Source organism: Tenacibaculum pelagium (assembly GCF_014062345.1).
Classification (GTDB): domain Bacteria; phylum Bacteroidota; class Bacteroidia; order Flavobacteriales; family Flavobacteriaceae; genus Polaribacter; species Polaribacter pelagius.
This window is the reverse complement of record NZ_JACGLS010000003.1, coordinates 199,133-221,997: the sequence shown is the minus strand read 5'-3', so window position 1 is coordinate 221,997 and position 22,865 is coordinate 199,133. Positions and strand designations below refer to the sequence as shown.

The following is a 22,865-nucleotide window of genomic DNA, read 5'->3' as shown; positions in this document are numbered from 1 at the left end:
CTATTAATACAATACCCTAAATTTAATTGTTCCGTCTACATTACGAAGTTTTGCAATTACTTCTTGGTTGTATTCTTTATCAACATCAGTAATTACATAACCTACTTTTTCATCAGTAGATAAGTATTGTCCAGTAATATTTAACTCATATTTAGCCAATACTTTATTAATTTTCGCCATTACACCAGGTACATTTTTATGAATATGTAAAAAACGATGTGCATTGGTTTGTCTAGGCAATCTGATATTTGGAAAATTAACAGCGTCAACTGTATTACCTGAATTGATGTAAGCCATTATTTTACTCGGAACAAAATCAGCAATATCTTTCTGAGCTTCCTCAGTACTACCCCCAACGTGCGGTGTTAATATCACATTATCTAACCCTTTTAATTCAGTATAAAAATCACCGTTTTTTCTTGGCTCTTCTGGATAAACATCTACCGCGCAACCAGCAATTTTACCTGATTTAATAGCAGTTACTAAAGCTTCAATATCAACTACAAATCCACGAGAAAGATTTACAAAATGAACACCATCTTTCATCTGTTCAATTTCTTCTTTACCTATATAATTTTTATTTGCAGCATTATCATCAATATGTAAAGTGACTACATCAGAAATATTTAGCAGTTCTTTTAAAGTTGATATTTTTGTTGCGTTTCCTAAAGCTAATTTGTCTTCAACATCATAATAATACACATTCATTCCAAGTGCCTCTGCTAAAACAGATAATTGCTTACCTATGTTACCATAACCAACAATTCCTAGTTTTTTACCACGAACCTCTCTTGAACCTTGCGCTGTTTTATTCCATTGCCCGTTATGCAATTCTGTACTACGCTGAAAAACACTACGCATTAACATAATAATTTCACCAATCGCTAACTCAACCACCGAACGCGTATTACTATAAGGTGCATTAAAAACAACTACCCCGTTTTCTTTTGCAGCTACTAAATCAATTTGTTTTGTACCTATGCAAAAAGCTGAAACTACCATTAATTTTTCAGCAGCTTCTATTACTTTTTTAGTTACTTGCGTTTTAGATCGAATTCCTAAAACATGTACATCTTTTAGCTTCTCAATCAATTCATCTTCTGATAAACTTCTTGAAACAGTTTCTACAGAAAAACCATCTCCAGACAATCTTGTAAACGCATCTGGATGCACGTTTTCTAATAATAAAATCTTTATTCTATTCTTTGGATATGATATATTTCTTGGCAATTTATTTACGTATAAAAATTCATCTAAATTTGGGGTAACATGATCTGCGTTTTCAACAGTTTTTTCTCTTGACACATTCTCTGTATAAGCAAAAAATTTATCAGCCACTCCAGCTTCTTTGGTTACAGCATCGCTATATCCATCTCCTATTACTTGAATTTCTCCTTCAAGATTTAAATCTTGTAAGCATTCAATTTTTCCATTATGTTTTGACAGAGGGTTTTCAGCATCGAAACCTATAATTTGATCATCAGAATCAAACTCAAAAGTATTTGCAAATACTCTTTCTGACGGAATGTTATATTCAGCAACAATAGGATCAATAAACTCTTTAAATCCTGCTGAAATTACATAAATATCATCGGAGAAGTTTTCAAAAAACTCCCTATTACTCTCAATAGAATGAGAAACTTTTTGTTTTAACTCTTTAATTAAAAAAGTTAAATCTGATTTTTTTGCATTCAATAACTGAATACGTTTCTTTAAAGATTGAGGAAAGGAAATATCACCATCTATTCCTTGATTGGTAATATTAATAATCTCTTGGATAATTTCCTCTTTTTTGGGATTTCCCGCCAGGGTGATTTCTGCTAAAACATCTAATGCTTCTACTCTTGTGAGAGTACTATCGAAATCGAAAACGAAATTTCGTTTTACTAAACTCATGTTGTTTTTACTCTTTTTGTTGTGTTGTTGTTGAGTGAACGAATGTACAAAGGTTTTTGTTAACTGCTTAATCGCTACATAATTTAGTTACAAATAGTAGTCAATTATAAATCCATTCTTTCTTATAACAATTAAACAATCATTTTCCCGAATGTTATTTATCATATCGTAATCATTCTAAAAACATTTTTTATCAGACAATTAACAACAGTATCCACCAAATAATTGGAAGCGCTTCCACAAAAAAGGAACTGTAATATCTAGATTGGTTTTCACTTGCCTTCATCAACAATATAAAAATCAATAAAGAGAAAACTATAAATAAGGTTCTATAACCAATATTTGAAGTTATTATAAACTCTAAAATTAGGCAGATACTTAATAAGACATATCCTAACATCTTTGTCTTTTGTATTCCAATTTTTCGAGGAATGGTTTGTAAAGAAATAGAATCGTATTTCATATCTCTAATATCAAAAGGTAAAATTAACACCACCACTAAAAAAAAACGTTGAACTGCCGTTAAGCACAATTGATTTGTAAATTCCTCTTTTACATCTAAAACAGGGACAAATACAGTTGCTCCTACCCAAACCAAGGCTACTATAATAATTTTTAGATACCCAATGCTTCTCAGGTTTTTTTGAAATCCACTTAAAAAAGGAATCGCATATAACAAAGTTAACACTCCCAAAGGCACAAACAACAAAAGTGTTTTTATAGATAATTGCCAAGCATAATAACACAATAACAAAAAGCAAATCAAAGAAAAAATCTGAATTACTTTTAAGTGTGTTGCTAAACTTCTATGATGCAATTTTGCAACACCAGCATATTTTACAAAATTATACCCCGTAATTGTTCCAAAAAAAATAAAATAATCTAATGGCACATTATATGGCAAATCAAAATATAAGGCTGTTATTCTAACCAAAGCATATACTGCTAAGGCTACATGAATACTAGCATTTATATAAAAGTTAAATAGTTGTTGTAAAAAGCGCATAAAACAAAAATAATCTTTCTGTTTATAACCTTAAGTTTTGGTTAATAAAATATTGTTTTTAAACAAAAAATATACATTTAAAAACCATTCAATTTCATTATTTTTGAGCCACTTTAAACAAACAGCACAAAATGAACACAAATTCATTTCAATTAAGACATATCGGTCCTCGCACTAAGGATCAAAAGCAAATGTTAGAAACTATTAAAGTTGATAGTTTAGACCAATTAATTTACGAGACTATTCCTGATGACATTCGTTTAAAAAATGAGCTAGATTTAGCTCCAGCAATGAGCGAATATGAATATCTAAATCATATTAACGAATTAGGTGCTAAAAACAAGGTTTTTAAAAGCTATATTGGTTTAGGGTATCATGAAGCTATTGTACCAAGTGTTATTCAACGTAACATTTTAGAAAATCCAGGTTGGTATACTGCCTATACACCATATCAAGCTGAAATTGCTCAAGGTCGTTTAGAAGCTTTATTAAATTACCAAACGATGGTTTGTGATTTAACTGGAATGGAGTTAGCAAATGCTTCTTTGCTGGATGAAGGTACAGCTGCTGCCGAAGCTATGGCTTTATTATTTGATGTTCGTGAACGTGCTCAGAAAAAAGCAGGTGTAAATAAATTCTTTATTTCTGAAGAAATTTTACCTCAAACATTATCTGTATTACAAACTCGTGCAATTCCAATCGGAATTGAATTAGTAATTGGAGATCATCAAGACTTTGATTTTTCTGAAGAATTCTTCGGAGCTATTGTTCAGTACCCAGGAAAACACGGACAAGTTTATGATTATACAGAGTTTGTTGCTAATTGTAACGAAAAGAACATAAAAGTAGCCGTTGCTGCTGATATTTTATCATTAGTAAAATTAAAAGCTCCAGCTGAGTTTGGTGCTGACGTTGTAGTTGGAACTACACAACGTTTCGGGATCCCGTTAGGTTATGGTGGTCCTCACGCTGGATATTTTGCTACCAAAGAGAAATACAAAAGAAGTATTCCTGGTCGTATTATTGGAGTAACTAAAGATGTTGATGGTGGTCGTGCATTACGTATGGCATTACAAACTAGAGAGCAACACATTAAACGTGAAAAAGCAACATCTAACATTTGTACTGCGCAAGTATTATTAGCTGTTATGGCTGGAATGTATGTAGTATATCATGGTAAAGATGGCTTACAATATATAACAGATAAAGTTCATTCTGCTGCAAATACATTAGCTAAAGCATTAAACGATTTAGGCTTTAAGCAAACTAATTCATCGTATTTCGATACCCTTACTATTAATGTTGAAGCAAACGTATTGAAACCTGTTGCTGAAGCAAACGGAATCAACTTTAATTATATTGATGACAATACGGTTTCTATTTCTTTAAACGAAACCGTTAGTTTAAAAGAAATAAATGCTATTGTAGATTGTTTCGAACAAGCATTTAATGTTCAAGATATTACTGTAACAGAATTCATCTCTGAAGATGTAATTCCTGAAAACGCTAAAAGAAATACTTCATTCTTAGATAACGAAATATTCAATACGTATCAATCAGAAACTGAAATGATGCGTTATATTAAAAAATTAGAGCGTAAAGATTTAGCTTTAAATCACTCAATGATTTCTCTAGGTTCTTGTACCATGAAGTTAAATGCAGCTTCTGAAATGTTACCGTTGAGTAATCCTCAATGGGGAAATATTCACCCATTTGTACCTTTAAATCAGGCAGAAGGATATCAAACGGTATTAAAAAATTTAGAACATCAATTAAATGTTGTTACTGGTTTTGCAGGAACTTCATTACAACCAAATTCTGGTGCGCAAGGGGAATTTGCTGGATTAATGACTATTAGAGCATACCATGAAGCTAATGGAGACGCTAATAGAAACATCTGTTTAATTCCTGCTTCTGCTCACGGAACAAATCCTGCTTCTGCAGTTATGGCGGGTATGAAAGTAGTTGTTACTAAAACAGACGAACGAGGAAATATTGATGTAGAAGATTTACGTGCAAAAGCAGAATTACATAAAGATAATTTAGCGGCATTAATGGTAACCTACCCTTCTACACACGGAGTATACGAAAAAGCTATTATGGAAATCACACAGATTATCCACGATAATGGCGGTCAAGTATATATGGATGGTGCAAATATGAACGCACAAGTAGGATTAACAAACCCTGCTACTATTGGTGCAGATGTTTGTCACTTAAACTTACATAAAACATTTGCTATTCCGCATGGTGGTGGTGGACCTGGTGTTGGACCAATTTGTGTGGCGCCACAATTAGTTCCGTTTTTACCAACAAATCCTGTAGTTGCTACTGGAGGTGAAAATGCAATTACCGCAATTTCTGCTGCTCCTTGGGGTTCTGCTTTGGCTTGTTTAATTTCTTACGGATATATTACTATGTTAGGTGCAGACGGATTAACAGATTCTACCAAAAACGCCATCTTAAACGCAAACTATATTAAAGAACGTTTACACGGACATTATGAGACGTTGTATTCTGGTGAAATGAACAGAGCTGCTCATGAAATGATTTTAGATTGCCGTGAGTTTAAACAAAACGGAATTGAAGTAGTTGATATCGCAAAACGTTTGATGGATTATGGTTTTCATGCGCCAACAGTTTCTTTCCCAGTTGCAGGAACAATTATGGTAGAACCAACAGAATCTGAATCTGTTGCTGAACTAGATCGTTTTTGCGATGCGATGATTTCTATTCGTAAAGAAATTTCTGAAGCGACAAAAGAAGATGCCAACAATCCTTTAAAGAATGCGCCCCATACGCAAGAAATGTTAACTGCAGATGAATGGAACTTACCATACACGCGTAAGCAAGCAGCATTTCCTTTAGAGTATATTGCAGATAATAAGTTTTGGCCATCAGTCCGTAGAGTAGATGATGCTTTTGGAGATAGAAACTTAATTTGTTCTTGTAACCCTATTGAAGATTATATGGATGTAGAAGCATAAAAAATATTTCTAAAACTTTTAAAACCTTACCGTTTTTGGTAAGGTTTTTTTATACTCCTTTTTTTATGTTTCAAAAATTATTCTCAAATTAATTTTTATTAGTTAGGAATCCTAATTATATTTGTAACGGTAATAATGCCAAGAAAATTTAATTTAATAAAAATGGAAAAATCAATTTTTTATCATGCAGGTTGTCCTGTTTGCATTAGTGCTGAACAAGACATTGTAAATCTTATTGGAGAAGGTAACGTACAAATCATTCATATAGGTGAAGATCGTTCTAAAATATTAACTGCTGAAAATTCAGGGGTAAAATCGGTACCTGCACTAGTAACTCCAAGCGGAAATGTTTTACATATTAATTTTGGTGCATCTATAGAAGATGTAAAAGGATAATATTTTTTTGCTTCATATAGTTAGGATTACTAACTTTGTGAAGCAAATTTTTTACTATGTCTTCATTCAATTTAAAAGAACAAGAAAATAATATTGACAATAAAATAGTGGTTGCACTGGAACGTATTTCTGAAGCGTTTAAAGTATTACTTTGGAAAGAAAGCAAAGAGAATTCGTTAAGTCCAATTCAAATTCAAGTTCTCATTTTTTTACTTTTCCATTCAGAAGAAAAATGTAAGGTAAGTTATTTAGCAGATGAATTTAATCTTACCAAAGCTACTATAAGTGATAGTATTAGAGTACTCCACAACAAGGAGTTAATCTTCAAAGCATATAACGAGACAGATAGCAGAAGTTACACTATACAATTAAGCACTAAAGGAAGGGGAATAGCTAAAAAATCAGCATATTTTACTACTTCTATAGAGAAACCAATTCAGCAATTTTCAGAAGAGCAAAAAGAAGTGGTTTTTAGCAGCCTTTTACAGATGATTAAAAGTTTAAATACTTCTGGGGTAATAACGCTACAACGTATGTGCTTTTCATGTACAAATTACAAACTTCAAAACAACCAGCATTTTTGCACTTTATTACAATCTAATCTTCAAGATTCAGAATTAAGAGTAGATTGTGAAGATCATGCTTTAAAAGTATCATAAAAATGAGTTTTATAAATATTGGTATTCAATCAAAAGAAGTAACTCTTGCTTTAGAAGAACTTCATTTAAGTAACGAAAACCAAGAAGCAATAAATCAATTATTAGATGAATTTACCTATTATGCTTCTTTGAAAAAATATAATTTACCAATAGACAATAAGATCTTATTTCATGGTCATACAGGCTGTGGGAAAACTGCTACAGCAAAGTCAATTGCAAAGGCACTCAATAAAAAAATTATTGTCTTGAACTTAGGAAATTTTGTTTCTTCTAAACTTGGAGAAACATCTAAGAATATTTCTGAAATTTTTAAAAGAGCTTCTCTAGAAAAAGCTGTGCTTTTTATAGATGAATTCGATTTTATTGGAAAGACTCGTGATTATGACACTAAAGATTCTGGTGAAATGAAACGTTTAGTAAATACCGTAATTCAACTAATAGATCATTTAAATAATGATGCCCTTTTAATTGCTGCTACTAATTATGTTCAAGTAATTGATTCAGCTCTTTTAAGAAGATTTGAACTTCGATTAAAGTTTGACTTACCTAAAAATAAAGAACTGGATGTATACTATAATGAATTAGTGAATAAGTTTCCTAAAGAATTTCAAAATATCAAAAGAGATTATAACATCTCTTATGCTGAAGCTAAAAACCTTACTTACCAACAAGTAAAAAGAAAGCTTATAGCCTTAGAAAAAACCAAAGAAACATAGCTAAAACAATATGCCACAAACAACCTTAGATAATCTAAAGGTAATTCAACAACGAATCGAAAATGCTTGTAGAAAAGCAAATAGAGAAGCTAATGAAGTTAAATTATTACTTGCTACAAAAACGGTAGATGCCAATCGTATTAAAACAGTTATTGAAAAAGGAGAAACCCTTATTGGTGAAAATAAAATACAGGAAATCAAGCAAAAGTACGATAATCTTAAAAACATCTCACATCAAAAACATTTTATTGGACATCTTCAATCTAACAAAATAAAAGAAATTCTTAAATATGACATTTCATGTATTCAATCATTAGATCGAATTTCTTTAGCTGAAAAACTGCAAAAAAGATTAGAAACTGAAGACAAAACTATCAATGCTTTTATCCAAGTTAATACCTCTGCAGAAGAAAGTAAATTTGGAATTCCTCCAAATGAAGCCATTAATTTAGCAAAAGAATTTGCTAGTTTTGATAGAATTTATATCAAAGGCTTAATGACTATTGGCCTTTTTAGTGCAGAAGCAGAAAAAGTAAGAGCATGTTTCAAGTTGTTAAGGTCAATTCAACAAGAAATAATTGCCCAAAATATTCCAAATATAGAAATGAAGGAACTTTCTATGGGAATGAGTAGTGATTTAGAAATTGCTATTGAGGAGGGTGCAACCATCATTAGAATTGGAACAGCTATTTTTGGAGAGAGAATATATCCTGATAGCTATTATTGGAATGAGAAAAACACCATTCGATAGCACTAATAAATTCGTTTTAAACATAGCAACCCCTATCTATTTAGACTATTTTTCTACATTTAAGATATAAACAGAAAAATAATCTACTTTAATGAAAAATAACTGACACATAATGCTAGTTCTATTACTTTTGCCCGCTAAATTTTATGACCATGGCAGAATTAAATGATACTTCTATAAAGATTCAACAAAAGTTAGATGCTCTTAAAAAACAATTAACTTCAGCTAGAGATAGTTTTCTAGGATACCCTGTATCTAAAGATTTTGATTATTCGGTATTGAACGAGTTTTTAAAATTCCCTATCAATAATCTAGGTGATCCTTTTGAACATGGAACCTATCGTGTTCAAACCCATGAAATGGAACGTGAGGTAATTGCTTTTTTTGCTAAATTATTTAGAGCAAATCCGAAAGACTTTTGGGGATATGTAACCAATGGAGGTTCAGAAAGTAATTTATACGGATTATATCTTGCGCGTGAATTATTTCCAAAAGCAATTGTGTATTATTCAGAATCTACACATTATAGTGTTCGTAAAAATATTCACTTATTAAACATTCCTAGTATAGTAATTAAGTCTCAACCTAGTGGCGAAATGGATTATGAGGATTTTAAAAATACCGTTCGTATGAATCGTCATAAACCAGTTATTGTATTAGCTACTTTTGGAACTACTATGAAAGAAGCAAAAGATGATATCTCTAAAATTAAAGGAATATTAGGAGACATGGCAATCCAAGATCATTATATACATTGTGATGCTGCATTGGCTGGAACTTTTGGTCCTTTTATGCAACCTAAATTAGCCTTTGATTTTATGGATGGAGCTGATAGTATCTCTATAAGTGGTCATAAATTTGTAGGTTCTCCAATACCAACAGGAGTATTAATAGCCAAACGTTCCAATAGAGATCGAATTGCAAAAGGCATTTCATATATCGGTTCTTTAGACACTACTATTACTGGTTCTCGTAACGGACATTCTCCTTTATTCTTATGGTATGCGTTAAAACAATTAGGAACAGAAGGATTGCGTGACAGATATTTACACAGTTTAGAAGTTGCTGAATATTGCGAAACACAATTAAAATCTATTGGTGTAGATGCTTGGAGAAATCCGAATGCGATTACCGTAGTATTACCAAAAACACCAAAGAGTATTAAAAACAAATGGCAATTAGCTACCGAGGGTGATGTTGCTCACATTATCTGTATGCCTAATGTAACTAAAACTCAAATTGATGAGTTTATTAACGATATGAAAAATTGTAGCGAGCCAATTATAGAAGATGAATTTTCATATGATTTCTCATTAAGCTAAAAATAATACTTTACTTAAGTTATAAATAAAAAGCCTAAGAATTCTCTTAGGCTTTTTTTATGCATTCTATTATTTGAAATTTTTTATTTTGTTTAACCACATTTACTTTATCAAAAAGCTTACTTAAATGCGTACTGTAGTTTAAATGCGAATTTGCCACTAACACTAATCTTCCGTTTGGTTTTAAAACTCTAAAAACATCTTTGAACAGAGATAATGTTATCTCAATATTATTTTCATATTCAAAATGAAATGGTGGATTTGAAACTACTAAATCAAAAGAATTATCATCTAATTTCTCTAATCTATCATTACAAACAAAATTCGTTTTCTGATTTTCTAAATTCAGTTTTGACGACTCAATTGCCAAATTAAAATCGTCAACTAAAGTAACTTCAGCTTCTGAATTTTGCTCATTTACCCAACGAGCTATAACTCCATTTCCAGAAGCTAAATCTAATACCTTTTGTTCTTCTTGTTGAATTTGCATGTTCTCTAGAAAAAATTGCGTTCCTATATCAATGTTTCCAGATGAAAATACTCCGTAGTATTGTTTATACTCTTTACCTTTCCATGTAAATGAATTGATTAGTTCTTCATACTTATTTATAGATTTCGGCTGTTTTAAAATTAACAATCGTGCTTTTTTCCATGCTTTAGATTGTTCTGTTACATCAAAATATTGTTCTGCTATTTTTAAATAAGAAGGAGAAAAATATTTGGTCATAAAACCACAGACAACTTCTGTTTTATCTCCAGATACTTTATGAATCTGTTGTAAAAATAGCTCAAACAATTCTAGTGATTTTGGAATTTTGATTAAGGCTAAATCAACCTTTACTAAATCATCTAAAGGAGTTTTATAAATTACCTCATCAGGAAAATTATTCAACTGTAAATTTTGAGCAATTGCTTTTTGCTGGCTAGCATATGTCCAAACTGTAGTTAGGTTTTTGTCGTTTAAAATAGAATTCCAAACCCCAAAACGATCATTAAACAAATGAATGTTTTCTACTTTTCTATCAGCTATATAATCTAACACCAATAGTTCAGCATTACTCCATGCACGCAACGATTTTTCGTCCGTTTTTGGGTAACGTTCTAAATGATACTCAATCGAGTTAAATTCTAGTTTTACACTCATCTAGCTAACTAAACTTTCTTCTTTTAAACCGTAAATTGTATCTAACGAATCAATATCTCCAGCTTTATTTCTTCTAAAAATATGTTTAGCTTTTACATCAGCAATTGAATCTTTTCCCATAGCTGCAACTACTTCTTTAACCGCTGCTACAGTTTTATCATGATAATTTTTAACACGAATATTTTTATCACCAACTACCAATGCTTCCACCAAATCTTCATCTTGTGTTGCAACTCCTACAGGACAAGTATCTAAATTACATTCGCGTGCTTGAATACATCCAATACTCAACATAAAGCTTCGTGCCATCGCAATTACATCAGCACCTAAAGCTTTGTATTTAATAATATCGAAAGCATCAATCGCTTTACCACTCGCTATAATTTTTATTTGATCTTTTAAATTGTATTTTTTTAATGTTTTGTTTACAAAAACTAATCCTTCTAACAAAGGAGTTCCTATATAATTAGAAAACTCTAAAGGTGCTGCTCCAGTACCACCTTCACCTCCATCAACAGCTATAAAATCTGGATAATTATTTGCTTCAGCAAAAGCGTTAATCATGTTTTCTATTTCTTCATTGTCTCCTACACAGAACTTAACCCCTACTGGTTTTCCTTCTGCTAAATCACGAACCCTTTGAATAAACACAATCATTTCATCAAAATTTGAAAAAGCTGAATGACCAGGAGGTGAATCTACAGTAGTATGTGGTTCTACAGCACGAATTTTTGCAATTTCCTCTGTATTTTTCTTTGCAGGTAAAATTCCTCCATGACCAGGTTTTGCTCCTTGAGAAAATTTAATTTCAATCATTTTTACTTCTGGACGAACCGCATTCTCTTTAAAAACTGCATCATCAAAAACACGCTTACCTTTCACACTTTTTCCTGCTCCAAAATAACCTGTTCCTACTTGGAAAATTAAATCACCTCCCTGTAAATGATAAGGTGAAATTCCTCCTTCACCTGTATTATGTGCAAATCCTGCCATTTTAGCTCCTTGGTTTAACGCCATAATTGCATTTTTACTCAACGAACCAAAAGACATTGCAGAAATATTAATAATTGAGGTATTATACTTCTGAGTACATTTATCTGAACCAATCAGTACTTTCTCTCCCTCTATATGATGATGATCTTTTGGAAATAACGAATGCTTTACAAACTCGTAGCCTTTTTCGTATAAATTGTGCTGTGTACCAAATGGTACAGTTTCAACTTCTCTTTTAGATCGCTGATACACGATACTTCTTTTTTCACGATTAATTGGTGTTCCATTTAAATCATCTTCAATAAAATATTGTTGAATTTTCTCACGTTCTTCTTCAAAAACCCAACGCAATCTAGCAACCACAGGAAAAGCGCGCATTAACGAATGCTTTTTCTGAATAAAAGCATCATATATTGCTAAAACAGTTACTGCTGTTGCAATTGTTAATAAAATGTAATTCCCCATATCAGGAATAAAATATGCTAACACTCCGCATAAAACATTAACAACAATAATAACAGCTAAAATAGTATCTCTCATTTTTGTGAATTTTACAGGCTAAAATACAAGATTTTTAACATAAAAAAAGCTCTAACATTTGTCAGAGCTTTTAGATATTGTATATACTTAAAATTACTTTTTGAATTTCGCGTATTTGTTTTTGAACTTATCAATACGTCCTGCAGTATCAACTAACTTAGACTTACCTGTATAGAAAGGGTGAGAAGTTCTTGAGATTTCTAATTTGATTAATGGATACTCAACTCCTTCTACGTCTAAAGTTTCTTTAGTGTTAGCAGTTGAACGAGTTAAAAATACATCTCCGTTAGACATATCTTTAAAAGCTACCATTCTATAATTTTCTGGATGTATTCCTTTTTGCATCTTAAATGACTTTTAAATATTGTTTTAATTATTTATCAAACATGTAAAAATGGTAAGGTTTTACACTAAAAAAATATTTTTAGCTGTTTGAGGGTGCAAATTTAACCATATTTTTTAATTTTCAAACAAATAAATTGTTTTAATTTGTAGAGAAATCGAATAAATTAGAAATCAAACTATAAAATATGCGTGTTTATACATACTTTGCTTTAGCTTTATCAATTATAACGATTACTTCTTGCAGCGATGCTGGATACAAATTTAAGCTAAACACCTCAAAAAAAACAACTTTAGGAAAAAAGGCTGCTATTAAATTTGAGCAACTTAAAGGTGATAAAATTGATTCTGTTCAAATATATGTTGATAATAAACGTGTAAATAAAAACGAAACTAGTGTAGCTATAAACACAGCTGATTTTGGTGTTGGTAAACATAGTGTTACTGCCTTAGCTTTTTACCCTAATAAATCTAAAAAAATCAATAACTCTATTGAAATTTTAGCAAAGGAAGCTCCAGCGGTTTATTCTTATAAAATCGTTAATACTTTTCCGCATGATAAAGATGCATACACTCAAGGTTTAGAATATAAAGATGGTTTTTTATACGAAACTACTGGACGTAGAGGGCAATCAACTTTAAGAAAAGTGGATTTAAAAACTGGTGAAGTTTTACAAAAAGTAGATTTAGACAAAAAATACTTTGGTGAAGGAATGACTATTTTAAACAATAAAATTTATTGGTTAACATGGCAAGCTCGTAAAGGTTTTGTGTACGATTTAGATACTTTTAAACAAGTTGGTGAGTTTGACTACAACAACAGTAACGAAGGTTGGGGATTAACTCATAATGATGCTGAATTAATAAAGTCTGACGGAACCAATAAAATTTGGTTTTTAGATGCAAAAAATCAAAAAGAAAAAAGAAACATTCAAGTTTACACTCATGATAGATCAATTAATAATTTAAATGAAATTGAATTAATAAATGGAAAAATTTATTCTAATTGGTGGTATACAGATACTTCTCGAGGTAAAATAAAATCAACTATTGTAATTATCAATCCAGAAACTGGAGTTGTAGAGGGCTTGATAGGTTTAGATGGTCTTAGAGAAATAGTATCTAAAGAACAAAAATTAGATTCTGACGATGTTTTAAACGGAATTGCCTATGATACAGAAAACAACCGCTTATTTGTTACAGGTAAACATTGGGGTAAGTTATTTGAAATTGAGTTGATTAAGAAATAAAATTTCTACCTTTAAATCTTTACTAAATTTCATTTATGAAAAATGCCCTTCTTTTTTTAGCCGCTATTTTATTAATATCGATCAGTTCTTGTAGAAAAGATTTTGATACCGTTCCTAGTTTTGGAAATCTTGAGTTTTCTAAAGACACGGTATTTTTAGACACTGTTTTCTCTAATATTGGATCTGCTACTTACAATTTAAAAGTATACAACCGAAGTAATAAAGCAATTACAATTCCTGAAATAAAATTAGAAAACGGACAAACATCAAACTATCGTTTAAATGTAGATGGAGAAAGTGGGAAAGAATTTAGAGACATGGACATTTTAGCTAACGATAGCATCTATGTTTTTATAGAAACAACTATTAATGCTACTACTGTAACAAACCCTTTATATACTGATAAGATATTATTTGATAACGGAAACAATCAACAAGATGTTGATTTAGTTACCTTAGTTCAAGATGCAAATTTTATTTTTCCTTCTAGAAATAGTACTGGTATTGAGACCTTAACGATTGATGGGAGAGATACAGAACTACAAGGTCGTTTTTTAACGGATGCTGAATTAACTTTTACAGATGAAAAACCTTATGTTATTTACGGATATGCTGCCGTTGCTGAAGATAAAGTTTTAACAATTAATGCTGGAGCTAAAATTCATTTTCATAAAAACTCAGGATTAATTATTGACAAAAAAGGAAGTTTACTAGTTAACGGAACGTTAGATAAAAAAGTAACCTTCGAAGGCGATCGACTAGAACATCGATTTAGTGAAATACCTGGGCAATGGGGTTTTATTTCGATGCGAGAAGATAGCAGAAACGAAATTAATTACGCAATTATTAAAAATGCTAGTGTAGGTCTTTTAGTAGACGATAATGAAAATACTACTGAACCTACTCTTACAATTAAAAACACTGAAATATACAATAGCTCTAATTATGGTCTCTTAGGGCGAAATGCAAATATCTTAGGAGAAAACGTTGTAATTGGAAACACTGGTCAATCTTCTTTAGCATGTACTTTTGGCGGGACTTACAATTTTACACATAGTACTTTTGCTAATTATTGGAGCAATAGTTTTAGAAACTTACCTGCAGTTATTGTAAACAATCACTTTACTCAAATTGATGCAAACAATAACGAGACAATTTTAACTAGAGATTTAACTGCTGCTAATTTTACAAATTGTATTATTAACGGAAATAATAACATCGAGTTCATCTTAGACAAAGTAGCTGGAAGCTCTTTTAATTATAGTGTAGAAAATTGCTTAATTCAATTTAACGACTTTAATAATTCGTTTGCTGGTAATACTGAATTAGACTTTGACGACACATCTCATTATCAAAACATCATTTTAAATGGAAATCCAAACTTTAGAGATACTTCTAAAAACGATTTTATTATTGGTAAAGAAAGTGATGTTATAAATAAAGCCAAAGCCTCATCGGTTTCTGAAGACATTTTAGGAGTAAACAGAACCATAAACCCTGATATTGGAGCTTACCAACATATAGAGTTTTAAATATGCTTCACTAAGCTTTGTCTAAATCCATTTTTATCATCTATAAAAATAGCTAAAGAACTAGCTTTTTTAGAAAGTCCATAAAAACTATTAAATTTAATTTCTTCTGTTAGATGTAAAACTAAATTATGCCCTCCTGAACTACCTAATGGAGAGAAATATTTTATTTGTGTTTTTTCTGACAACTCTTTCGTTGTTAACTCTACCTCTTTTATTTGATTAAAAGGAATAACGGCATTAGCTAATATTCCAAACTTAAGTATTAATTGTTTTTTATCCACATCAATGTAAACTGGTCTTTTAGCTAAAGAACGTAAAATAGCTATTACTTGCAAAGCCGTATATACACTAAGTACACCTAAAATAAATGAACCTTTTACATTTCCTTGTTTCATCATAGCATGAGTAACAAACATTTCTACAACTACTACTAGCAAAAAACCAAGTATAACACTTACCGCTGTACTATCTTTATGGTAACTATACTCATTTTTTTGAAGTGTTTTCTTTTTCCAATTAAACAATCCATAATAAATTACAGAAATCTCTGATGCAAAAACACTTCCAATTCCAGCTGGTAATATATCATTACAGACTTGTTGCATCACATCAAAAAAATCAAAAGAATCATTATTACTCTTTTTAACCTTTTTAATTATTTTCCTTCCTTTAACAAATACAAAACCAACTAAAAACAACTCTACCAAAGGCAACAAATACACTTTTATTTGCGACAACAACCATTGATTTTCTTTAGGAAGTACAATACCTGCAACTGCCAAACCTAAAAAAGCAACTGTAATTACAGTTTTATTTGTTATTTCTCTTTTTCTGATCAAGAAAAAATAAACTAAAGGTATAGTAATTAAAAAGTCTACAATTACGAATGGAGAAAGTTTAGGTATAAAAAAAGATGATTTCACCACAGCTATAAGTGATAAAATCATCAATAAAGGAATTCCGAAAACTATTAAATTACTTTGTAAATTAATTTTAGAATACATATACAAATCTTATTAAATTACTTCTATTCTATTAGTAGCTCATATTCAAGTTTTGTTACCTTTTATTGAAACTATTTTTTCTTATATACTTTTCCGTTTTTCATAACAAAAACAACATTTTCCATGGTATTAATATTTTTAGTTGGATCTTCATCTACTGCAATGATGTCTGCTAAAAAACCTATTTTAATTTGTCCAACCTCATTCTCCATCTTTAAAATTTTTGCATTGGTAATTGTAGCTGCTTGAATCGTTTCCATCGCTGGCATACCAGCTTCAACCATATAACCAAACTCTTTTCCGTTATTACCGTGTTTAAAAACTCCTGCATCCGTACCAAAAGCAATACCTACTCCTTTTTTATACGCTTTGGCAAATGTTCCTTGAATTTGAGGACCAACTGCTAATGCCTTAGGCACAACAATGTCTGGATAAAATCCTTTTACTTTTGCTTTCTCTTCTACTTCTTTTCCTGCTGTTATAGTCGGAACCAAATACGCATTGTGCTTTTTCATCAACTCCATGGTTTTATCACTCATATAAGTCCCATGTTCAATTGTTTTTACACCTCCTATAATTGCACGCTGCATTCCTTCGTCTCCATGGGCGTGTGCAGCTACATGCATTCCATAATCTTTTGCCATATCACAAATTGCTTTTACTTCTTCAATTGTAAACTGAGGGTTATCTCCACTTTTAGCAACACTTAAAACGCCACCTGTTGCTGTAATTTTAATACAATCTGCTCCGTTTTTATAACGTTGACGTACTGCTTTTTTAGCATCTTCAACAGAATTTACCACTCCTTCTTTTGGACCAGGGTTTCCTATTAATTTTCTACTACTTCCGTTGGTTGGATCAGCATGACCACCTGTAGTTGCTAAAGATTTTCCGGCAGTAAAAACTCTAGGTCCAGGTATCTTACCTGATTTAATTGCTTTTTTAATTGCAATATTAACGCCAGTACCTCCTAAATCACGAACTGTTGTAAACCCGTTTAACAAAGTAGTTTCAGCAAACTTTACTGAATTAAAAGCTATATCTGCTTCATTTAAAATGTACTTATTTAATCTTGCTTTTTTATCATATTCTAACTCAATATGCACGTGCATATCAATCAAACCAGGCATCACCACTTTATCTTTTAAATCTACAACTACAACATCTCCTCCTCTTGGTACAACATAACCGTTATAAAGGTGTGTAATTTTATTACCTTTTACTGCTATTGTTTGCTTCTCTTTTACAATTCCTTTTTCAGTATCTATCAACTTTCCGCAAAGTATATGAGTTGTTTGACTAAAAGATACTGACACCGAGAATAAAAGCACTATTAAAAGATTGATTTTCTTCATAATAAAAATTATAATTAGAACTATAAATGTATGAAAAATTAAGTAGCTTGCTCCTTATAAATTTTTACCATTCGATGAAAAACATTGTTATTACAGGTACTAGTAGAGGTATTGGTTTTGAGTTAGCACAATTATTTGCTAATGAAGGACATCATGTGCTTGCTTTATCTAGAAATATAAAACCTTTAGAAACTGTAAATCATAAAAACATTACAACAATTTCTGTTGATTTATCTAAAGACTCTGATATAAAAAAAGCTACTGATTTCATTAAAGACAAATGGAAAAAAGTAGATATTTTAATTAATAATGCTGGAAAACTAATTAATAAACCTTTTACTGAATTAACTACTACCGATTTTGAAGAAGTATACAAAGTAAACGTTTTTGCAGTTGCCGAATTAACCAAACAATTAATTCCGTTTATGCAAAAAGGTAGTCATGTAGTTACCGTTAGTTCTATGGGCGGAATTCAAGGGAGCATGAAATTCCCAGGATTAGCAGCTTATAGTTCTGCAAAAGGAGCAGTTATTACTTTGTCTGAATTATTAGCTGAAGAATATAAAGAACAACAAATTGCTTTTAACGTATTGGCTTTAGGTGCTGTACAAACAGAAATGTTAGAAGAAGCTTTCCCTGGTTATGTAGCTCCGTTATCTGCTAAAGAAATGGCTGATTATATTTTTAATTTTTCATTAACAGGCAACAAGTTTTACAACGGAAAAGTTTTACAAGTTTCTAGCTCTACACCATAAAAAATAGAACAAACTAAACTTGCATAGAACTCTTCTAAAATACATACCAGAAAAAGCTGTTCCGTTAGTTGAATATTTAATTAACGAGCATAAAGTACGTCTTAAAATCGTTAATCAACGACAAACAAAACATGGTGATTTTAGAACATTTCCGAACGGACAAACACAAATTACTGTTAATAATAATTTAAATCCTCATCAATTTCTATTAACTCTAGTTCATGAAATTGCGCATCATGTAACTCATAAAAAATTCGGACGTGTACAACCACACGGAAAACATTGGAAAACCGTTTTTCAACATTTAATGCTCCCTTTTTTACAACCAGAGATTTACCCAAAAGAAATCCTTCCGCATTTAGCAAACTATCTTAAAAACCCAAAAGCGAGTACTGATACAGATGTAAATTTGTCATTAGCTTTACGAGGCGGACAAGCAGAAAACGGAAAGAGTTTTATCTTTGAAATTCCATTTGAAAGTGTTTTTCAATTTAAAAACACTTTATATAAAAGAGGTAATAAGCGAAGAACTCGTTACGAATGCTTAAATTTAACCAATAAAAAAGTATATCTTTTTAATCAAAATGCGGAAGTGAAACTAATCACTTCAAACATCTAATTCAGATTCTACTCTTCCAAGAGTAACAATAAAGCTTTATGAATAACAATTATTACGCAGTAATTATGGCAGGTGGTGTAGGCTCAAGATTTTGGCCTGTAAGCACGCAAGAATATCCAAAGCAATTTCATGATATGTTAGGTACTGGCGAATCGTTGATTCAACGTACGTTTAATAGAATTAATCAATTAATTCCTTCTGATAATATTTTAATCGCTACTAATAAACGTTACGAAGATTTAGTTTTAAAACAACTGCCAAAAACTACACAACAGCAATTATTATTGGAGCCAGCAATGCGAAATACTGCTCCTTGTATTTTATATGCTGCTTTAAAAATATACGATCAAAATCCTGAAGCAGTTATGTTAGTTGCTCCTTCAGATCATTGGATAGAAAATGAAACTGAGTTTTTAAATAATATTAAAACTTCTTTTGATGCAACAGGGAAAGATGATATTTTAATGACTTTAGGTATTCAACCAGATGCACCAAATACTGGTTATGGTTATATTCAATTTGAGCAAAATTCATCAGTAATAAAAAAAGTAAAAAATTTTACTGAAAAACCTCATCTCAAAAAAGCTCAAGAATTTTTATCAAGCGGTGATTATTTATGGAATGCCGGAATTTTTGTTTGGTCGGCAAAAAGTATTATCAATGCTTTTAAAAATCATCTTCCAGAAATGGTTGACATTTTAGACGATGGAAATAATGTATATAATACCGATTTTGAAGATGATTTTATAAAATCTAATTACGAGAAATGTGAAAATATTTCTATCGATTTTGGAATTATGGAACGTGCTAAAAACGTACATGTTTTACCTGTAGATTTTGACTGGAACGACTTAGGTACTTGGGGTTCTTTATATAATAAATTAGAAAAAGACACTCAAGAAAATGCAATCGTTGGAGCTAAAACTATTTTTAGAGATGCTAGCGGAAATATGGTTAGAACTCAAAATGGTAAAAAAGTAATTATTCAAGGTTTAAACGATTTTATTGTTGTTGAAAAAGACGATGTTATTTTAATTTGCCCAAGAAAAGACGAGCAAGACATCAAACAAATTAGTGCAGTAGCAAAAGAGAAATTCTAACTATTTTAAAAAGCATCACTTCTAATTAATGGAGTATTCTAAAATTCTTAATATTGGTATTCTAGCCCATGTAGATGCTGGTAAAACAACTTTAACAGAACATTTATTATATCATGCTGGAGCTATTAGAAGTATTGGAAGTGTAGATAAAGGTTCAGCTGTTACCGATAATCTAACTTTAGAAAAAAAACGCGGTATCTCTATTAAAGCTGCAACTACTTCTTTTGTTTGGAAAAACACCAAGGTAAATTTAATCGATACGCCTGGTCACGTAGATTTTTCAAGTGAAGTTGCCAGAACTCTTTGTGTTGTTGACGCTGTTGTTTTAGTAGTCTCAGCTGTAGAAGGTGTACAAGCACATACCTTAACTATTGTTGATGCTTTACACAAACTAAACATACCTACACTTATTTTTATTAATAAAATAGATAGACAAGGTGCGGATACAGAAATAGTTTTAAAGCAAATAAAAAGTGAATTACAATTTAAAACTGTAGCTATATATACTAGTCATGATGAAGGATTACCATCTGCTCATATCAATCCTGTATTTAATAATTCAACTGTAAATAAAGAGGGAATTATTGAGGAATTAATTGAAACCGATGAAAACTTACTAACTCAATATTTAAATGGTGTTCATCTATCTGATGAAGTGTATTTAAAAACTATTACAAAAAACACTTCTAAAGCAATAATATCACCCGTTTTTACTGGAATTGCTAAAAATAACATTGGTGTTGAGGAATTACTTAATGGAATCATCCAATTTATTGAACCAAATAAAATAAGTGATACTAAAGAGACCTCTGCTTATGTGTACAAGCTAGAGCATCATAAAATACATGGAGCTATGGCACATGTAAAAGTTTTTTCGGGTGAGTTATCTTCTAAATCTGCTATTTACAATCACACACAAGATTTAGAAACGAAAATCAATCAATCAAAAACTTTTTACCAAACCAAACATATAGACACCAATATTAAATCTGGAGATATTGGAATTGTCACTGGTGTTTTAGGTACAAAAGCAGGCGATATTCTTGGAACATCAAAAGGAATTCCAAAGTTACCACAATTAAATATCCCTGTATTAAGCGTACAAGTAATAGCAATTAACGATAAAGATTATAATGCACTTGCACAAGCTTTACAAATTATAGACAAAGAAGATCCTAGTTTACAATTTAAATGGCATAAACCTGAAAAAGAGTTAATACTCTTATTAATGGGTGATATGCAAATAGAAGTACTTACCCACTTATTACAAGAACGCTTCAATATAGATGTACGTTTTACAGAACCTCAAATTGTATATAAAGAAACTATAAGTAAAGCTGCAGAAGGTTATATTCGTTATTGGATGCCTAAACCATGTTGGGCTATCATGACTTTTTTAATAGAACCAGCACCTTTAAATTCAGGAGTTACTTATCAATCTATTGTTTCAAAAAACGATGTTCATAATAAATATCAAAACGAAATAGCTAGAACAATTCCTAAAGCTCTAGAACAAGGTTTACTTGGTTGGGAAGTCACTGATGTAAAAATCACTTTAATTAAAGGTGAAGATCATAATGTACACTCAAGACCTGGAGATTTTAACCTCGCTACTCCTATGGGAATTATGAAAGGTTTACAAAACGGTGGCACTCATTTACTAGAACCTTTATTACGTTTTGAAATAAAAACAAATGAAGAATTATTAGGCAAACTAATTTCAGAACTAACCAATAGAAGAGCTTCTATAGAAACACCAATGTTTCAGCAAGATTTAGTTTCTCTTACAGGAACTATTCCCGTAGCCACTTCTTTAGATTTAAGTATTAAATTAAATGCTATTTGTAGCGGACGCCTTCGCTTACGCATGGTTTTTCATGAATACACAGTATGCCCAGAAGGAGAAGGTAAATCGAAAGAATTTAAAGGTGTAAATCCTTTAGATGAAGCCCAATGGATTTTACACCGTCGCGGTGCTTACAAAGCAGATGAAAGAGTTATTTAATTGTTTTTTACAATTTCTTCTAAAAAAGGATAGTAATATTCTGTCATATAAGCTCCTTTTTTTTGACCTAAAACATCACCTTCAGCATTTACAACAAGCATTGTAGGAAAAGAACTAACACCGTATTTAAACTTCAACTGTCCGTTTTCTTTTCTTGCAGATTCAGTAACTAAATCTCTATTTCTTGGAAAATCAGCTTTATATAACACTAAGTTTTTATCAGAAAAACCTTTAAACTTATCTGTTTCAATCAACTCTCTTTCTATCCTTTTACATGGAGGACACCAATCTGAACCTGTAAAAAATACTAACACAGGCTTCTTTTCTTTCTTTGCCTTTTTAATTGCTTTTTCAAAAGACATTTCCCACTTCACATTTTCATTAGCAACAACATGTTCTTGAGCAAAAGCTACATTCACTCCAAAAAACAGAACCAAAATCAAAAGTATTTTTCTCATTGTTATAATTGTTTACCGCTTCAAAAATATCAAAA

20 protein-coding genes are annotated in these 22,865 nt (G+C 31.0%); 12 read left to right on the top strand and 8 right to left on the bottom strand.

Features of this window, described 5'->3' with window-relative positions; translation table 11 throughout:
• Nucleotides 1-3: 3 nt before the first annotated feature.
• Both serA and H3Z83_RS08080 read right to left on the bottom strand, forming a co-directional pair.
• Nucleotides 4-1,896, bottom strand: a complete 1,893-nt coding sequence (gene serA / locus H3Z83_RS08085) for a phosphoglycerate dehydrogenase (protein WP_182124973.1) — start codon at nt 1,894-1,896, stop codon at nt 4-6.
• Between the two features lie 193 nt (nt 1,897-2,089).
• Nucleotides 2,090-2,902 (bottom strand): UbiA prenyltransferase family protein, encoded by an 813-nt coding sequence (locus tag H3Z83_RS08080; protein ID WP_182124972.1) that lies wholly within the window; start codon nt 2,900-2,902, stop codon nt 2,090-2,092.
• Between the two features lie 131 nt (nt 2,903-3,033).
• Between H3Z83_RS08080 and gcvP the strand changes: the two genes are divergently transcribed.
• The 6 genes from gcvP (at nt 3,034) to H3Z83_RS08050 (ending at nt 9,733) form a co-directional block, all read left to right on the top strand.
• Nucleotides 3,034-5,889, top strand: coding sequence for an aminomethyl-transferring glycine dehydrogenase (gene gcvP / locus H3Z83_RS08075; protein ID WP_182124971.1), 2,856 nt, complete (start codon nt 3,034-3,036; stop codon nt 5,887-5,889).
• A 162-nt stretch (nt 5,890-6,051) separates the two neighbouring features.
• Complete coding sequence (locus tag H3Z83_RS08070) at nt 6,052-6,285, top strand: thioredoxin family protein (protein ID WP_182124970.1); 234 nt, start codon at nt 6,052-6,054, stop codon at nt 6,283-6,285.
• A 56-nt stretch (nt 6,286-6,341) separates the two neighbouring features.
• Complete coding sequence (locus tag H3Z83_RS08065; RefSeq protein WP_182124969.1) at nt 6,342-6,944, top strand: MarR family winged helix-turn-helix transcriptional regulator; 603 nt, start codon at nt 6,342-6,344, stop codon at nt 6,942-6,944.
• Between the two features lie 2 nt (nt 6,945-6,946).
• Nucleotides 6,947-7,660, top strand: coding sequence for an AAA family ATPase (locus H3Z83_RS08060; protein WP_182124968.1), 714 nt, complete (start codon nt 6,947-6,949; stop codon nt 7,658-7,660).
• Between the two features lie 10 nt (nt 7,661-7,670).
• Nucleotides 7,671-8,411, top strand: a complete 741-nt coding sequence (locus tag H3Z83_RS08055; protein WP_182124967.1) for a YggS family pyridoxal phosphate-dependent enzyme — start codon at nt 7,671-7,673, stop codon at nt 8,409-8,411.
• A gap of 152 nt (nt 8,412-8,563) precedes the next feature.
• Nucleotides 8,564-9,733: a histidine decarboxylase gene (locus tag H3Z83_RS08050; RefSeq protein WP_182124966.1), complete on the top strand. Its 1,170-nt coding sequence runs from the start codon at nt 8,564-8,566 to the stop codon at nt 9,731-9,733.
• 46 nt (nt 9,734-9,779) lie between these two features.
• On the opposite strand, the gene H3Z83_RS08045 is transcribed toward H3Z83_RS08050, so the two are convergent.
• The 3 genes from H3Z83_RS08045 to H3Z83_RS08035 form a co-directional block, all read right to left on the bottom strand.
• Nucleotides 9,780-10,877 (bottom strand): class I SAM-dependent methyltransferase, encoded by a 1,098-nt coding sequence (locus H3Z83_RS08045; RefSeq protein ID WP_182124965.1) that lies wholly within the window; start codon nt 10,875-10,877, stop codon nt 9,780-9,782.
• Nucleotides 10,878-12,410 carry an FMN-binding glutamate synthase family protein gene (locus H3Z83_RS08040; RefSeq protein WP_182124964.1) on the bottom strand — a complete coding sequence of 511 codons (1,533 nt, stop codon included), beginning with the start codon at nt 12,408-12,410 and terminating at the stop codon, nt 10,878-10,880.
• Nucleotides 12,411-12,503: 93 nt separating this feature from the next.
• Nucleotides 12,504-12,755, bottom strand: coding sequence for a type B 50S ribosomal protein L31 (locus H3Z83_RS08035; protein WP_182124963.1), 252 nt, complete (start codon nt 12,753-12,755; stop codon nt 12,504-12,506).
• Between the two features lie 185 nt (nt 12,756-12,940).
• On the opposite strand from H3Z83_RS08035, the gene H3Z83_RS08030 reads away from it, so the two are divergent.
• Both H3Z83_RS08030 and H3Z83_RS08025 read left to right on the top strand, forming a co-directional pair.
• On the top strand, nt 12,941-14,002 hold the full coding sequence (locus H3Z83_RS08030; RefSeq protein ID WP_182124962.1) for a glutaminyl-peptide cyclotransferase: 1,062 nt from the start codon (nt 12,941-12,943) through the stop codon (nt 14,000-14,002).
• 35 nt (nt 14,003-14,037) lie between these two features.
• The gene (locus tag H3Z83_RS08025; RefSeq protein WP_182124961.1) at nt 14,038-15,534 is read left to right on the top strand and encodes a hypothetical protein; all 1,497 of its coding nucleotides are present in this window, start codon (nt 14,038-14,040) and stop codon (nt 15,532-15,534) included.
• Here the strand turns inward: H3Z83_RS08025 and H3Z83_RS08020 are convergent.
• Nucleotides 15,531-16,538: a hypothetical protein gene (locus H3Z83_RS08020; protein WP_182124960.1), complete on the bottom strand. Its 1,008-nt coding sequence runs from the start codon at nt 16,536-16,538 to the stop codon at nt 15,531-15,533. The two genes, H3Z83_RS08025 and H3Z83_RS08020, sit on opposite strands and share 4 nt — an antisense overlap.
• 71 nt (nt 16,539-16,609) lie before the next feature.
• A complete protein-coding gene (locus tag H3Z83_RS08015) occupies nt 16,610-17,893 on the bottom strand; it encodes a metal-dependent hydrolase family protein (RefSeq protein WP_182124959.1) in 1,284 nt (427 codons plus the stop codon).
• A 74-nt stretch (nt 17,894-17,967) separates the two neighbouring features.
• On the opposite strand from H3Z83_RS08015, the gene H3Z83_RS08010 reads away from it, so the two are divergent.
• Genes H3Z83_RS08010 through H3Z83_RS07995 form a run of 4 tightly spaced genes read left to right on the top strand, consistent with a single transcriptional unit; the run spans nt 17,968 to nt 22,372 of the window.
• Nucleotides 17,968-18,648: an SDR family NAD(P)-dependent oxidoreductase gene (locus H3Z83_RS08010; protein WP_182124958.1), complete on the top strand. Its 681-nt coding sequence runs from the start codon at nt 17,968-17,970 to the stop codon at nt 18,646-18,648.
• 19 nt (nt 18,649-18,667) lie between these two features.
• Nucleotides 18,668-19,267, top strand: coding sequence for a SprT-like domain-containing protein (locus H3Z83_RS08005; protein ID WP_182124957.1), 600 nt, complete (start codon nt 18,668-18,670; stop codon nt 19,265-19,267).
• Between the two features lie 38 nt (nt 19,268-19,305).
• The gene (locus H3Z83_RS08000) at nt 19,306-20,367 is read left to right on the top strand and encodes a mannose-1-phosphate guanylyltransferase (RefSeq protein ID WP_182124956.1); all 1,062 of its coding nucleotides are present in this window, start codon (nt 19,306-19,308) and stop codon (nt 20,365-20,367) included.
• A gap of 28 nt (nt 20,368-20,395) precedes the next feature.
• A complete protein-coding gene (locus H3Z83_RS07995) occupies nt 20,396-22,372 on the top strand; it encodes a GTP-binding protein (protein ID WP_182124955.1) in 1,977 nt (658 codons plus the stop codon).
• On the opposite strand, the gene H3Z83_RS07990 is transcribed toward H3Z83_RS07995, so the two are convergent.
• Entirely contained in the window at nt 22,369-22,830 is a 462-nt protein-coding gene (locus tag H3Z83_RS07990) for a thioredoxin family protein (protein ID WP_182124954.1), read from the bottom strand. The two genes, H3Z83_RS07995 and H3Z83_RS07990, sit on opposite strands and share 4 nt — an antisense overlap.
• Between the last annotated feature and the right edge of the window lie 35 nt (nt 22,831-22,865).